At 71.9% G+C, this 14,981-nt stretch carries 11 protein-coding genes and 1 riboswitch; of the genes, 5 read left to right on the forward strand and 6 right to left on the reverse strand.

Going from position 1 to position 14,981, the window contains the following annotated elements; all coding sequences use genetic code 11:
• Positions 1-62: 62 nt before the first annotated feature.
• The 4 genes from ADK65_RS16925 to ADK65_RS16940 form a co-directional block, all read right to left on the reverse strand.
• Positions 63-758 (reverse strand): GntR family transcriptional regulator, encoded by a 696-nt coding sequence (locus ADK65_RS16925; RefSeq protein WP_053670989.1) that lies wholly within the window; start codon positions 756-758, stop codon positions 63-65.
• Positions 759-979: 221 nt separating this feature from the next.
• Positions 980-1,768, reverse strand: coding sequence for a M23 family metallopeptidase (locus tag ADK65_RS16930; protein ID WP_053670990.1), 789 nt, complete (start codon positions 1,766-1,768; stop codon positions 980-982).
• A gap of 12 nt (positions 1,769-1,780) precedes the next feature.
• Positions 1,781-1,945: riboswitch (cyclic di-AMP (ydaO/yuaA leader) on the reverse strand.
• Positions 1,946-2,137: 192 nt separating this feature from the next.
• Entirely contained in the window at positions 2,138-3,526 is a 1,389-nt protein-coding gene (locus ADK65_RS16935; protein WP_053670991.1) for a M16 family metallopeptidase, read from the reverse strand.
• On the reverse strand, positions 3,523-4,872 hold the full coding sequence (locus ADK65_RS16940) for a M16 family metallopeptidase (protein WP_078956012.1): 1,350 nt from the start codon (positions 4,870-4,872) through the stop codon (positions 3,523-3,525). Before ADK65_RS16940 ends, ADK65_RS16935 begins: the two co-directional genes overlap by 4 nt.
• A 218-nt stretch (positions 4,873-5,090) precedes the next feature.
• On the opposite strand from ADK65_RS16940, the gene ADK65_RS16945 reads away from it, so the two are divergent.
• The gene (locus ADK65_RS16945; protein WP_053670993.1) at positions 5,091-7,547 is read left to right on the forward strand and encodes a DNA gyrase/topoisomerase IV subunit A; all 2,457 of its coding nucleotides are present in this window, start codon (positions 5,091-5,093) and stop codon (positions 7,545-7,547) included.
• Positions 7,548-7,615: 68 nt separating this feature from the next.
• Here ADK65_RS16945 and ADK65_RS16950 read toward each other — a convergent pair whose 3' ends face one another.
• Positions 7,616-8,725 (reverse strand): CobW family GTP-binding protein, encoded by a 1,110-nt coding sequence (locus tag ADK65_RS16950; RefSeq protein WP_053670994.1) that lies wholly within the window; start codon positions 8,723-8,725, stop codon positions 7,616-7,618.
• Between the two features lie 166 nt (positions 8,726-8,891).
• Positions 8,892-10,052: a citrate synthase gene (locus ADK65_RS16955; RefSeq protein WP_053670995.1), complete on the reverse strand. Its 1,161-nt coding sequence runs from the start codon at positions 10,050-10,052 to the stop codon at positions 8,892-8,894.
• Between the two features lie 110 nt (positions 10,053-10,162).
• Between ADK65_RS16955 and ADK65_RS16960 the strand changes: the two genes are divergently transcribed.
• From ADK65_RS16960 to ADK65_RS16975, 4 genes are all read left to right on the forward strand, one after another.
• On the forward strand, positions 10,163-11,428 hold the full coding sequence (locus ADK65_RS16960) for a citrate synthase (RefSeq protein WP_053670996.1): 1,266 nt from the start codon (positions 10,163-10,165) through the stop codon (positions 11,426-11,428).
• Positions 11,429-11,481: 53 nt separating this feature from the next.
• Positions 11,482-12,426 (forward strand): sucrase ferredoxin, encoded by a 945-nt coding sequence (locus tag ADK65_RS16965; protein ID WP_053670997.1) that lies wholly within the window; start codon positions 11,482-11,484, stop codon positions 12,424-12,426.
• Positions 12,427-12,579: 153 nt separating this feature from the next.
• Positions 12,580-14,253, forward strand: coding sequence for an ATP-binding protein (locus ADK65_RS16970; RefSeq protein WP_053670998.1), 1,674 nt, complete (start codon positions 12,580-12,582; stop codon positions 14,251-14,253).
• The gene (locus ADK65_RS16975; RefSeq protein WP_053670999.1) at positions 14,253-14,933 is read left to right on the forward strand and encodes a response regulator; all 681 of its coding nucleotides are present in this window, start codon (positions 14,253-14,255) and stop codon (positions 14,931-14,933) included. The genes ADK65_RS16970 and ADK65_RS16975 overlap by 1 nt, the downstream gene beginning before the upstream one ends.
• Positions 14,934-14,981 lie beyond the last annotated feature (48 nt).

The raw sequence follows: 14,981 nt of genomic DNA on the forward strand, positions 1-14,981 counted from the left end.
CGTGTGCGGGCAGCGGAAATAAGCCCCCGTGAATTCGCCTCTCTTTGTATACGGCTGCCGTGTTAATGCCGCAGGCTCGCCGTGTTTACGGGATGTTGCGAGTTCCTCACACGGTCGGCGCGTTCCTCGGCCGGGCCGAGACGCAGGCGGTGCGCGCCGGTCGCCCGCTCGGTGTGCAGCGCCGTGACCGCCCGGGCGCGCTCGCCGTCCCCGCGCGCCACCGCGTCCACGATCGCGCCGTGCTCCGCCCAGGACTCCACCGGGCTGAGCGGTACCTCCACGGCGTACATCCATGCGATCTTGTGGCGGAGCTGCGTGAGCATCGAGGTCAGGGCGGGGCTGCCGGAGGCCTGGGCGAGCGTCTCGTGGAACCAGCCGCCGAGGGAGCGCAGGTCGTCGCTGTTGCCGCGACGGGCCCGGTCCTGGCCCAGCCGGACCAGTCCGCGCAGGACCTTCAGATGCGCCTCGGTGCGGCGCTGGGCGGCGCGGGCCGCCCCGAGCGGCTCCAGGAGCATCCGCATCTCCAGCAGGTCGCCCGCCTCCTGCTCGGTGGGTTCCGCCACGCACGCGCCCGCGTGCCGGCGGGTCACCACGAAGCCCTCGGCCTCCAGCGTGCGGAGCGCCTCCCGGACGGGCACCCGCGAGACGCCGTAGCGCCGGGCGAGGAGTTCCTCGGTGAGCCGGCTGCCGCGCGGGTGGACTCCCGCGACGATGTCGTCCCGGATGGCGGTGCACACCGAGTGCGCGGGAATACGCATGACCGACCTCCGCTTAATCCCCGTGAAACGCCGGCGAGCGGCGCGTGATTCTGTGACTCTATTGCAATGAGCCGGAATTTCCGACGGCAGGCGGGAATCCAGGGATATTTTTTGGACGGCGGGCATCCGGCGGCACCTCACGGACATCCCGCGGGCAAGCGGAAAACACCGAAGCCCCGGCTCGGGGAGCCGGGGCTTCGGAAACGGTGGAGGGGTCCGGGTCAGACGCCGACGCCGTGCGAGCGGAGGTAGGCGACCGGGTCGATGTCCGAGCCGTACTCGGGGCTCGTACGCGCCTCGAAGTGCAGGTGCGGGCCGGTGACGTTGCCGGTCGCGCCGGACAGGCCGATCTGCTGGCCGGGGGTGACCTTCTGGCCGACCGAGACGCCGATGGACGACAGGTGGCCGTACTGGGTGTACGTGCCGTCGTCCATCTTGATCACGATGTTGTTGCCGTAGGAGCCGCCCCAGCCGGCCTCGACGACCTCGCCCCTGCCGACCGCGTGGACGGAGGTGCCGGTGGCGGCGTGGAAGTCCACGCCGGTGTGGCTGCCGGAGGACCACAGGCCGCTGCTGGCCTTGTAGCCGGTGGAGACGTACGAGCCGGAGATCGGGGCCACGTAGGCGTTGAGGCGCTTGCGCTCGGCCTCGCGGGCGGCGCGCTCCTTGGCCTCACGGGCCTTCTCGGCCTCCGCCTTGGCCTTCTCGGCCACCTCGGCGGCCCGCTTGCGGGCGGCCTCCTCGGCCTTCCGCTTGGCGGCGGCCTCTTCGGCGGCCTGCTGCTGCGCGACGGCCTGCGCGTCGACCTGCTGGGCAACGGTGTCACCCATGGTGACGACCGGGGTGAGGCCGGTCTGCTCGGCGCTGGGCTCGGCGGCGAAGGCCGCGGGGGCCGCCACGGTGCCGAGCACGCCGGTGGTGGCGAGAGCCGCGACACCCGCCGCGCGGGCGGTGCGGCGCTGGATCCTGCTGGGACGACGGTGCTTCCCGGTGGCGCGAGTGAACGCCATGTGGTGGCTGGTCCTTTCCTTCCCTCTCGCCTACCGGGTTAGCTGACGGGTTCGGAGCAGGAAGGTCTCCTACGGACTCCCTCGCGGCACGCGCGGGCGTCCGATTCACCCCAGGGACTGCGGTGGGTCCCCGGCTCCCCTGGCTCGCGCCGTACGGGGACTCGGCGATGACTGTCCGGTGCCGCGGGTGCGGCGCACTGCCTGACGAACAGCCCGGACGACGCTAAGCGGCGCCACTTTCAATTCCCAAACGGATCCCCGCTTTTGTAGCGCATCCCACAGGGCAGACAGGCAACTCCCATCCCAATTCGGGCATAAGGGGGCCCTGGTGCCTTCGAAGACATCCAGGGCCCCTCAGCGCGCGTGCCGCTACTCGGCGGCGACGACGCTGACTTCGCCGATGCCGAGGGCCTCCACAGGCGCCTTGATCTGCGCCGCGTCACCGACGAGGACGGTCACCAGCCGGTCCACCGGGAAGGCGCTGACGGCCGCCGCGGTGGCCTCCACGGTGCCGGTCGCGGCGAGCTGCCGGTACAGCGCGGCCTGGTAGTCGTCGGGCAGATGCTGCTCGACCTGGTCGGCCAGTGTGCTCGCGACGGCCGCCGCCGTCTCGTACTTCAGCGGCGCGACACCGACCAGGTTCTGCACGGCGACGTCCCGCTCGGCGTCGGTCAGCCCCTCGGCGGCGAGCGTGCGCAGCACCGTCCAGAGGTCCTCCAGAGCGGGTCCGGTGTTGGGCGTGTCCACGGAGCCGCTGATGGCGAGCATCGCCGCGCCCGTGCCGTCGGGGGCGGACCTGAGGACCTGGCCGAACGCCCGTACGCCGTAGGTGTAGCCCTTCTCCTCGCGCAGGACGCGGTCCAGGCGGGAGGTGAGGGTGCCGCCGAGGCAGTACGTGCCGAGCACCTGCGCGGGCCACACGCGGTCGTGCCGGTCCGGGCCGATCCGGCCGATCAGCAGCTGCGTCTGTACGGCGCCCGGGCGGTCCACGATGACGACCCGGCCGGTGTCGTCGGCGGTCACCGGCGGCACGGGACGAGGCTCGGCCGGGGAGCCCGTCCAGGCGCCCAGCGTGTCCCCTAGCAGGGCGTCGAGGTCGATGCCGGTGAGGTCCCCGACGACCACGGCGGTGGCCGTGGCGGGGCGGACGTGCTTCTCGTAGAAGGCGCGTACGGCCGCGGAGTCGATGGCGGCGACGGTCTCCTCGGTGCCCTGCCGGGGCCGCGACATGCGCGAGTCCGCCGGGAACAGCTGCCGGGACAGCTCCTTGGCGGCCCGGCGCGAGGGGTTGGCCAGCTCGTGCGGGATCTCGTCGAGACGGTTGGCGACCAGCCGCTCGACCTCGCTGTCGGCGAACGCGGGCGCCCTCAGGGCGTCGGCGACCAGGCCCAGTCCCTTGGTGAGCCGGGAGGCCGGCACCTCCAGGCTGAGCCGGACACCGGGGTGGTCGGCGTGCGCGTCGAGGGTGGCGCCGGCGCGCTCCAGTTCGGCGGCGAAGTCCTCGGCGGAGTGCTTGTCGGTGCCCTCGGAGAAGGCCCGGGCCATGATCGTGGCCACACCGTCGAGGCCGGCGGGCTCGGCGTCCAGCGGGGCGTCGAGCAGCACCTCCACGGCGACGACCTGCTGGCCGGGGCGGTGGCAGCGCAGCACCGTGAGGCCGTTGTCGAGCGAGCCGCGCTCGGGGGCCGGGAAGGCCCACGGCTTGGCGTCGCCCGCCTGCGGCCGGGGGTGGAAGTCCATCGTGGCGAGCTCGGTCACCGGGCCGCCTCCTCGTTCTCGTCCTGGTCGGCGGGGGCTTCGGGGGCGGTCGGCTCGTAGACGAGCACCGCGCGGTTGTCGGGGCGCAGGCGGGCCTTGGCGACCTCCTGGACCTCCTCCGGCGTGATCTCCAGCACGCGCTGCACGGCGGTCAGGGCGAGCTGCGGGTCGCCGAAGAGCACGGCGTACCGGCACAGTTCGTCGGCGCGGCCCGCGACCGTGCCGAGCCGGTCCAGCCACTCGCGCTCCAACTGGGCCTGGGCGCGCTCCATCTCCTCGGCCGTGGGGCCCTGCTCGGCGAACCGGGCGAGCTCCTCGTCGATGGCGCTCTCGATGACCGGGACCTCCACGTCGCCGGACGTCTTCACGTCCAGCCACCCCAGGGAGGGGGCCCCGGCGAGCCGCAGCAGGCCGAAGCCGGCCGCCACGGCCGTACGGTCGCGGCGCACGAGCCGGTTGTACAGCCGGGACGACTCGCCGCCGCCGAGGACGGTGAGGGCCAGATCGGCCGCGTCGCAGGCGCGCGTGCCGTCGTGCGGCAGCCGGTAGGCGGCCATCAGGGCACGGGCCGGGACCTCCTCCTCGACGACCTCGCGCAGCTGCTCGCCGATGATCTCCGGCAGCGAGCCGTCGCGCGGGGCGGGCTTGCCGTCGTGGCCGGGGATGGATCCGAAGTACTTCTCCACCCAGGCGAGGGTCTGCTCCGGGTCGATGTCGCCCACCACCGAGAGCACGGCGTTGTTCGGCGCGTAGTAGGTGCGGAAGAACGCGCGCGCGTCCTCCAGGGTCGCCGCGTCCAGGTCGGCCATCGAGCCGATCGGGGTGTGGTGGTAGGGGTGGCCCTCCGGGTAGGCGAGGGCGGTCAGCTTCTCGAAGGCGGTGCCGTAGGGGACGTTGTCGTAGCGCTGGCGGCGCTCGTTCTTGACGACGTCGCGCTGGTTCTCCATCGACTCGTCGTCGAGCGCGGCCAGCAGCGAGCCCATGCGGTCGGCCTCCAGCCAGAGGGCGAGCTCCAGCTCGTGGGCGGGCATGGTCTCGAAGTAGTTGGTCCGCTCGAAGCTGGTCGTGCCGTTCAGCGAGCCGCCCGCGCCCTGGACGAGCTCGAAATGACCATTGCCCTTGACCTGCGCGGAACCCTGGAACATCAAGTGCTCGAAAAGGTGAGCCAGGCCGGTACGCCCCTTGACTTCGTGACGTGAGCCGACGTCGTACCAGAGGCACACCGCCGCGACCGGGGTCAGGTGGTCCTCGGAGAGCACCACGCGCAGACCGTTGGCCAGGCGGTGCTCGGTCGCTGTCAGGCCCCCGGAGCCTGCCTGGGCTGTGGCCGTGTGACCCATGGGCATGTACGTCCCTTCGCTCGCGGAGCGGTTGTTCAGACCGCGGATTCCTGCCGGTCCTGCCACTGTATGCAAGCGTGCGGAGCACTGGTGAAGTTCCCGGCGGCGACCTCGGTCCCAGGACCGGGACGCCGCTTGCCCCGGGTCCTGGTCCCGCTTGTCAGTGCGGCGGTCCACAATGGTCCGCGTCAGATCTGGATCGCAGCAGCAAGGAGCCGGCAGCGATGGCCCGCCGCAGCACGAAGACCCCGCCGCCCGACGACGCGTACGAGGAGCGGATCCTCGACATCGACGTCGTCGACGAGATGCAGGGCTCCTTCCTCGAGTACGCGTACTCGGTCATCTACTCCCGCGCCCTGCCGGACGCACGCGACGGCCTCAAGCCCGTGCACCGCCGCATCGTCTACCAGATGAGCGAGATGGGCCTGCGCCCCGAGCGCGGGTACGTCAAGTGCGCCCGGGTCGTCGGCGAGGTGATGGGCAAGCTGCACCCGCACGGCGACGCGTCGATCTACGACGCCCTCGTGCGCATGGCCCAGCCCTTCTCGATGCGCGTCCCCCTGGTCGACGGCCACGGCAACTTCGGTTCCCTGGGCAACGACGACCCGCCGGCCGCCATGCGGTACACCGAGTGCCGGATGGCCGAGGCCACGAGCCTGATGACGGAGTCCATCGACGAGGACACCGTCGACTTCAACCCCAACTACGACGGCCAGGAGCGGGAACCGGTGGCCCTGCCCGCCGCCTTCCCGAACCTCCTGGTCAACGGCGCCTCGGGCATCGCGGTCGGCATGGCCACGAACATGGCGCCGCACAACCTGCGCGAGGTCATCGCCGCCGCCCGCCATCTGATCCGGCACCCCAACGCGGATCTCGACGCCCTGATGAAGCACGTCCCGGGCCCCGACCTGCCCACGGGCGGCCGCATCGTCGGCCTGTCCGGCATCCGGGACGCCTACGAGTCCGGCCGCGGCAGCTTCAAGATCCGTGCGACGGTGTCGGTGGAGCCCGTGACGGCCCGCCGCAAGGGCCTCGTCGTCACGGAGCTGCCCTTCACGGTCGGCCCCGAGAAGGTCATCGCCAAGATCAAGGACCTGGTGGGCTCGAAGAAGCTCCAGGGCATCGCCGACGTCAAGGACCTCACCGACCGTGAGCACGGCCTGCGCCTGGTGATCGAGATCAAGAACGGCTTCGTGCCGGAGGCCGTCCTGGAGCAGCTCTACAAGCTGACGCCGATGGAGGAGTCCTTCGGCATCAACAACGTGGCCCTGGTCGACGGCCAGCCGCTCACGCTGGGCCTGAAGGAGCTCCTGGAGGTCTACCTCGACCACCGCTTCAACGTCGTACGGCGGCGCTCGGAGTTCCGCCGCGGCAAGAAGCGCGACCGGCTGCATCTGGTCGAGGGTCTGCTGACGGCCCTGCTGGACATCGACGAGGTCATCCGCCTGATCCGCTCCAGCGACAACTCCGCGCAGGCCAAGCAGCGCCTGATGGAGCAGTTCTCGCTGAGCGAGGTGCAGACGCAGTACATCCTGGACACGCCGCTGCGCCGTCTGACCAGGTACGACCGCATCGAGCTGGAGACGGAGAAGGACCGGCTCAACGCGGAGATCGAGGAGCTGACCCGGATCCTCGACTCGGACGCGGAGCTGCGCAAGCTGGTCTCGTCCGAACTGGCCACGGTCGCCAAGAAGTTCGGCACCGACCGGCGTACGGTCCTGCTGGAGTCGGGCGGTGCCCCGGTGGCGGCCGTGCCCCTGCAGGTGGCCGACGACCCGTGCCGGGTGCTGCTGTCCTCCACGGGACTGCTGGCCCGCACGGCGAACGGTGAGCCGTTCACGGAGGACGCCGCCGCCAAGCGTGTGAAGCACGACGTGATCGTCTCGGCGGTGCCGGCCACCGCCCGCGGCGAGGTGGGTGCGGTCACCTCGGCGGGCAGGCTGCTCCGGCTGAACGTGATCGACCTGCCGCAGCTTCCGGATTCGCTCCCGTCGCCGAACCTCGCGGGCGGTGCCCCGCTGGCGGAGTTCGTCTCCCTGGAGGACGACGAGACGGTGGTCTGCCTGACCACGCTCGACGAGTCGTCGCCGGGCCTGGCGCTCGGCACGGCACAGGGCGTCGTCAAGCGCGTGGTGCCGGACTATCCGGCCAACAAGGAAGAGCTCGAGGTGATCAGCCTCAGGGAGGGCGACCGGATCGTCGGCGCGATCGAGTTGCGCACCGGTGAGGAGGACCTGGTCTTCATCACGGACGACGCGCAGCTGCTGCGCTTCCAGGCGTCCCAGGTCCGACCGCAGGGGCGCCCGGCCGGCGGTGTGGCGGGCATCAAGCTCACCGAGGGCGCGAAGGTCATCTCGTTCACGGCGGTGGACCCGGCCGTGGACGCCGTCGTCTTCACCGTCGCGGGCTCGCGGGGCACGCTGGACGACTCCGTCCAGACGACGGCCAAGCTGACCCCGTTCGACCAGTACCCGCGCAAGGGCCGGGCCACCGGCGGCGTCCGCTGCCAGCGGTTCCTGAAGGGCGAGGACTGCCTGTCCCTGGCCTGGGCGGGCCCCACCCCGGCCCTGGCGGCGCAGAAGAACGGCACTCCGGCCGAGCTTCCGGAGATCGACCCGCGCCGCGACGGTTCAGGGGTGTCCCTGGCGAAGACGGTCGCGGTGGTGGCCGGACCGGTCTAGGAGGTGGTGGCCCGGCCGGTCTAGGAGGTGGTGGCCCGGCCGGTCCGGGAGCTGGTGGCCGGGCCGGTTCAGGCGGTGGAAGCCGGGCCGGTCCAGGCCGGGTCGGCGTCGCCGTCCTCCTCGGGGTCGCGCACATACCGCAGGACGCCCCACATGCCGTGCTCGTCGGCATGTGGGGCCTCGCTCCTGCACGCCTTGAGTTCCTGCTCGAGAGCGGGCGCGTCGATCCCCGAGCCGATGAGGACGAGTTGGGTGAGGCGTTCGGCGTCGGCCGGCCAGGGCTCCGGGTAGAAGCGCAGGAAGCGGCCGACGGCGTGGACGGCGTAGCGGTTGCGGATGTCGTACGGCCCGAAGTCGACGTAGCCCTTGATCCGGTACAGCCCCTCGGGCCGGCTGTCGAGGAACGCCATCAGCCTGCGCGGGTCGAGGGGTTCCGGCGAGGCGAACGACAGGCTGTCGTAGGCGGTGTGCAGGTGCCCGGAGTGGTCCTCGCCCGTGTGGTCCTCGTTCCCGGCGGGGCCGTGTTCGTGCAGGTCGTCGAAGGACAGCTGCCCGATGCGTTCCTCGCTCGGCCGGCAGTCGAAGAGGAACTCGGGGTCGATCCGGCCGTAGGTGGCCGGGACGACGGCGGCGCGGTCGACGAGGGACCGGACCAGCCCGAGGACGCGTTCGCCGTCCGTGGCCCGGTCGAGCTTATTGACCACGACCAGGTCGGCCAGCGCGAGATGCCGGTCGATCTCGGGGTGCCTGGCCCGGGTGTCGTCGAACTCGGCGGCGTCGACGACCTCGACGAGCCCGCCGTAGACGACCCCCGGGTGCTCGCTGGCCAGCAGCATCCGCACGAGCTCCTGCGGCTCGGCGAGACCGCTGGCCTCGATGACGATGACGTCGATGCCGACCGAGGGCTCCGCGAGCCGCTCCAGGTACTGGTCCAGTTCACTCGCGTCGACGGCGCAGCACAGACAGCCGTTGCCGAGGGACACCGTCGAGTCGCCGAGCGCGCCCGCGACCGCCATCGCATCGATCTCGATCGCCCCGAAGTCGTTGACGAGGGCGCCGATCCGGCTGCCGCCGCTGCGGTGCAGAAGGTGGTTGAGCAAGGTGGTCTTCCCCGAGCCGAGGAATCCGGCCAGGACGACCACCGGGATCTGCTGCGGTTGCGGGCTCGGCTGGCTCACCGTGCGGCCTTTCTCGCGCCGACGCGTGCACCGGCTCGCGTTCCCGGCACACGTGGAGGATGGGATGCCGCCCCAGGATACGAGCCGGGAGATCCACGCCGGAGTGAACGGGTCGGCGGCGCACCTCGCACCGCTCGGTCTCGGCCCCCTCAGCCGACCCGGACTGTCAGGCGGGCACGGGCACCGGCGCCTCCGGCCCCACATACCGCGCCACCGGCCTGATGATCTTCGTGTCCTCCGCCTGCTCCAGGATGTTGGCGCTCCAGCCCACCGCCCGCGCGGCGGCGAAGGTCGGGGTGAACATCTCGCGGGGCAGGCCGCAGAGTTCCATGACCACGCCCGCGTAGTACTCGACGTTGGTGTGCAGTTCCCGGCCGGGCTTCAGCTCCGCCAGGATCGCCTCGATGTGGCGCTCGACTTCGACGGCGAAGTCCACCCGCGGCCCGCCGAACCCCTGGGCGACCTCGCGCAGCATCCGGGACCGCGGGTCCTCGGTGCGGTAGATCGCGTGCCCGAAGCCCATGATGCGCTCACCGGCGAGCACGCGCCGACGCACCCAGGGCTCGATCCGGTCCGGGGTGCCGATCGCGTCCAGGGTGTCCAGCGCGCGGCTGGGCGCACCTCCGTGCAACGGGCCCGACAGCGCGGCCACCGCACCGGCCAGGCACGCCGCCACGTCCGCGCCCGTCGACGCGATGACCCGGGCCGTGAAAGTGGATGCGTTGAACCCATGATCAATGGTTGAGATCAGGTACTGCTCGATCGCCCGTGCGTGCGACTCGGCCGGCACCGAACCGGTCAGCATGTAGAGGTAGTTCGCCGCGTAGGACAGGTCCTCGCGCGGCTCCACCGGTTCCAGCCCGTTGCCCAGCCGGTGCAGCGCCGTGAGCAGCGTGGGCACGGCCGCGGCCGCCTCGATGGTGTCCTGTCGGCGCCGTTCGGCGTCGATGTCGTACACGGGGCGGAAACCCTTCGCCGCGCCCAGCAGTGACAGGGCCGTACGCATCCCGGCGAGCGGCCCGGAGCGGCCGCCGGCCGCCGCGATGGCGGGCAGTGCCGCTCGCACCTCGTCGGGCAGCCGCCGCAACGCCGCGGTCTCGGCCGCGAAGGCCGCGCTCCGCCCGGCGTCCGGAAGGTCTCCGTGCACGAGCAGATGCCAGACGTCCTCGAAGCCCCGGGTGCGCGCGAGGTCGACGGCCGAGTACTGCCGGTAGTGGTAGAAGCCCTCCCGGCCCCGGACGTCACCGACGCGGGTGTCGGTGACCACGACTCCGGCGAGCCCCCGAGGTGCTTCGAGAAGAGTTGCTGCTGACCTGTTGACGGACATGACTGCCTCCCTGAACTTGATTTGACTGTCCATGATTGATTCACGGCGTGTCAATATTGATTGAATCAATGTTGCAGTCAATGGTCCGCCAGACGGATACGGTGACCCCCATGCGCGATCAAGACCCCGCCCCCCTCGGCGCGGAACGACGGCTGAGCACCAAGGAAGCCGCCGAGCTGCTCGGCGTGAAGCCGGAGACCGTGTACGCGTACGTGAGCCGCGGCCAGCTCAGCAGCCGACGGGTGAGCGGCGGGCGCGGCAGCACCTTCGACGCCCAGGAGGTCGAGGCCCTCGCCCGGCGGAACAGGCGTGAGGGCGCGGGCGCTTCCGGTTCCGGTTCCGGCGGCGACCTGTCCGTACGCACCCGGATCACGCTCATCGGGAACGACCACTACTTCTTCCGTGGTGTCGACGCGGTCGACCTGGCCACACGACACTCCTACGAGGAGGTCGCGGAGTGGCTGTGGACGGGCCGGATGATCCCGGGCCGCACCTTCACCGCGCCCGCCGCCTCCGTCGCCGTCGCCCGCCGGGCCGTCGAAGCCCTGCCCGGACACGCCGCTCCCACCGACCGCTTGCGGGTGGCGACGATCGCCGCCGCGACCGCCGACCCGCTGCGGTTCGACCTGTCCGAGGAGGCCGTGCTCGGCACCGCGCGCAGCCTCATCCCCACGCTCGTCGACGCACTGCCCCCCGCTGGGCACCACCGCCGCGACGACGGCCCCCTGGCCCACCGTCTGTGGAGCAGGCTGTCGGTGCGCGAGAACCCCGACGAGGCATCCCTGCGCGCCCTGGACGCCGCCCTCGCCCTCCTCGTCGACCACGACCTGGCCGCCTCCACCCTCGCCGTGCGGGTCGCGGCGTCTGCCCGCGCACACGCCTATGCGGCGGTCTCCGCGGGGCTGGGCGTGATCGAGGGCCCGCTGCACGGCGCGGCCGGCGGGCTCGCCCACCGGCTGCTGCAGGACGTGCTCGAACAGGGCGACGCGGCGCCCGTGATCGCGGCCGAACTGCGCGCCGGACGCCGCATCCCGGGCCTCGGCCACCGGCTGTATCCCGGTGAGGACCCACGCGCACGCGCTCTGTTCGCCCTCCTGGAACGGATCCCGCGCGCGGAGCCCGCTCTCCTCGCCGCCCGCGACATCGTGGAGACCACCGCCCGCCACGCTCCCTTGCACGCCAACGTGGACCTGGCGCTCGCCGTCCTCACCGCGTCCAGCGGCATGGATCCGACCGCGGGCGAGACGATCTTCGCCGTGGCCCGGACGGCGGGCTGGATCGCCCACGCCCTGGAGGAGTACGGCGAACGCCCGCTGCGGATGCGGCCGAGCGGTCTCTACGCAGGCCCGAAGCCTCCTCAGCCCCTGCCGGAGTAACACGGGAGGGGGCCGAAAGCCGCCCCGACCGAAGTCAGGTTAGGCTCACCTCTGTGAGTACGTGCTCTAGCGTCTCCCGGGACTTCGACGAGCCCGTTTCGGGAACCGCGGCCACCGCGAGGACCTGGCTGTTGCTGGAACAGCCCGGTCCGTGGGGTGCCAAGGCGCTCACTTCGAGCCACCTGGACCCCGCCCTGGGGCGTGCCCTGGAGGCGGCCGCGAAGGACACCGGCGTACGGATCGCGCTCATCCGCCGTCCCGGGCGGCACGCGGACCGCCGTATGCCCGCCGCGCGCCGGGTGTACGTGGCGCACGTCGTCCCGGGAAACGTCTGGCTGCACAGCGCCTCGACCTCGGACCCCGGGCGACTGCTCGATCTCGACTTCGCGGCACTCGGCCGGGGCGACCACCGCACGTTCGACGTCCTGCTCGGCGGCCGGCCCCACGACGGCGACCCGCTGGCCCTCGTCTGCACCAACGGCAAGCGTGACCGCTGCTGCGCCCTCCTCGGCCGTCCCCTCGCGGCCGAGCTGGCGACGTCCGGGGTCGAGGGCATCTGGGAAGTCACCCATCTGGGTGGTCACCGCTTCTCCCCCACCGTGCTCGTGCTGCCGTACGGATACGCGTACGGCCGAGCCGAGGCCCACTCCCTCAAGGAGGTCCTGCACAGCGCGCGGGAGGGACGGATCGTCATGGAGGGATGCAGGGGCAGCTCGGCCTGGGAACGGCCCGGTCAGGCTGCCGAGCTCGCCGTGCGCGCCAGCGCCGGGGAATTCACGGCGGAGGCGCTGAGCGTCGTCCGGACGGTCGGTGCGGCACCGCGGTGGGAGGTGACCGTCGCCCACACCGACGGACGCCGCTGGCAGGTCGACGTGGCCCAGGCCGCGGGCCTGCCGCCCCGCCCGGAGAGCTGCGGGGCGTCCGTTCTCGGTTCTCCGGCGCGGATGGACGTGGTGGCGGTGCGCGAGGTGCGTGTCACGCCGGCCCTGGCCGGCTGAGCAGCTGGCTCACCCCGGGCTGGGCCGGCCCGACCGTATGGATCCGAGCACTTCGGGCCTCGGCACCCGGCAAGCGGCTCCCCTCACATTGATCTGGAGATCCACGCCACACCCGTCTAGGGCGGGTAGCCGTCCGCACGTACGGTCTTGGGTATGAGCCCCACTCCCCCCGCACGCCGCCTGCGCCTCGGCCTGCCCCGGCGGGTGTTCTCGCAGGTGCTGCTGATGCAGGTCGTGATCGCCGCGGGAGTCGCGGTGCTCGCGACCGGGCTGTTCCTCGCGCCCCTCGGCAACCAGCTGGACGACCAGGCGATGCGCCGTGCGCTCGCGATCGCGCAGACGACCGCGCAACTGCCAGATCTAGCGAAGGACCTGCGAGACACTCCTCCCACGCCGAACGGCCCGGTGCAGCGGGAGGCGGAGCGGATCCGGAAGGCCACCAAGGCCGAGTACATCGTGGTGATGGACTGGCGGGGCGTGCGCTGGTCGCACACGGACCCGAAGCAGATCGGCGGCATCGTCTCCACCGACCCCGGCCAGGCCCTGGCCGGCAAGGAGATCATGGAGATCGACAGCGGCACCCTGGGCCGCTCCGCGCGGGGCAAGGTGCCGCTGCGCGACGACGACGGCCATGTCGTCGGCGCGGTCTCGGTCGGCATCGCCTACGACAGCGTGCGGGCCCGTCTGATCCACGCGATCCCGGGGCTGCTCGCGTACGCCGGGGGCGCCCTGGCCGTGGGCGCGCTGGCCGCGTGGATCATCTCACGGCGCGTCCAGCGGCAGACGAGGGACCTGGCCTTCTCCGATATCGCGGCGCTCCTCGCCGAACGTGAGGCGATGCTGCACGGCATCCGGGAGGGCGTCGTGGCGCTGGACCGCACCGGCCGCATTCGCCTCGTGAACGACGAGGCGCAGCGCCTGCTGGGCATCGGGGAGACGGTCGTGGGCCACTCCCCCGACGAGGCGCTCGGCACGGGCCGCACGGCCGACGTGCTGGCCGGTCGCGTCACCGGCACGGACCTCCTCACCGTGCGCGGCCAGCGGGTACTGGTCGCCAACCGCATGCCCACCGACGACGGCGGCGCCGTGGCCACCCTGCGCGACCGCACCGAACTGGAGCAGCTGGGCCGGGAACTGGACTCCACCCACGGCCTGATCGACGCCCTGCGCGCCCAGGACCACGAGCACGCCAACCGAATGCACACGCTTCTCGGGCTGCTCGAACTGGAGATGTACGACGACGCCGTCGAGTTCGTCGGCGAGGTGGTCGGTGACCACCGGGCCACGGCAGAGCAGGTCACCGAGCGGATCGAGGACCCGCTGCTCGCAGCCCTGCTGGTCGGCAAGGCGACCGTCGCGGCAGAACGGGGCGTCGCCCTGGCGGTGTCGGACCGGACCCGGCTCCCGGACCGCCTGGTCGACCCGCAGGGTCTCGTCACGGTCGTGGGAAACCTGGTGGACAACGCCCTCGACGCCGTCGCCGGCAAGCCGCACGCGCGCGTGGAGGTCGAACTGCGCGCCGAGGGGCGTACGGCGATCCTCCGGGTGCGTGACACGGGCCCGGGCGTGCCGCCGGAACACCGGGAGTTGATCTTCACGTCGGGATGGTCTACGAAGAAGCCGCCGGCTCACCGTGAACGGGGTATCGGACTCTCCCTGGTGCGCAGGCTGGCCGAACGGCAGGGGGGCAGCGCGACCGTCGGCGAGGCACACGGCGGGGGCGCGGAGTTCACCGTCGTCCTGCCCGAGGCACTGGCCGAGCCGGGTCCCGAACCGGCCGTGCCGACCGTGCCGTCAGCTCCGCACACCGCCGAGAAGGAGTCGTGATGATCGAGGTCCTGGTCGTGGACGACGACCTGAGAGTCGCGAAGGTCAATGCCGCCTACGTCGAGAAGGTGCCGAACTTCCATGTCGCCGGTGTGGCCCACAGCGCGGCGGAAGCACTGCACCAGCTGGAGACACCGCCCCGGCTGGACCTGGTGCTCCTGGACCACTATCTGCCGGACGCCACGGGGCTCGCGGTGGTTCAGGAGATGCGGCGGCGCGGCGACCAGACCGACGTGATCATGGTGACGGCGGCCCGGGACGTCTCCACCGTGCAGGCGGCGATGCGGCACGGCGCCCTGCAGTACCTGGTCAAACCGTTCGCCTTCGCCGGCCTGCGCGCCAAGCTGGAGGCCTACGCGGAACTGCGTCGCACCCTCGACGGCGGCGGGGAGGCAGAACAGGCCGAGGTGGACCGTATCTTCGGAGCCCTGTCGGCACCATCGGAGCCAGACCTGCCCAAAGGGCACTCCCCCACCACCGCTGAGCTGGTCCGCCAGTGCCTCATGCACGCGAACGGGCCCCTGTCCGCCCAGGAGATCGCCGAGCGGACCGGGGTGAGCCGCCAGACCGCCCAGCGCTATCTGAAGCTCCTCGAACGCACGGGCCGGGCCAGGCTCACCCTCAAGTACGGCGACGCGGGCCGCCCGGAACACCGTTACGTGTGGGCGACCCGCGGCTAGGACCGTCAGCCGCTTGGCGCCGGAAGCACCGATGACGGTCTCGCCGTC

Origin of the sequence: Streptomyces sp. NRRL B-1140, assembly GCF_001280065.1 — a bacterium.
In the GTDB taxonomy this organism is placed as follows: Bacteria; Actinomycetota; Actinomycetes; order Streptomycetales; family Streptomycetaceae; genus Streptomyces.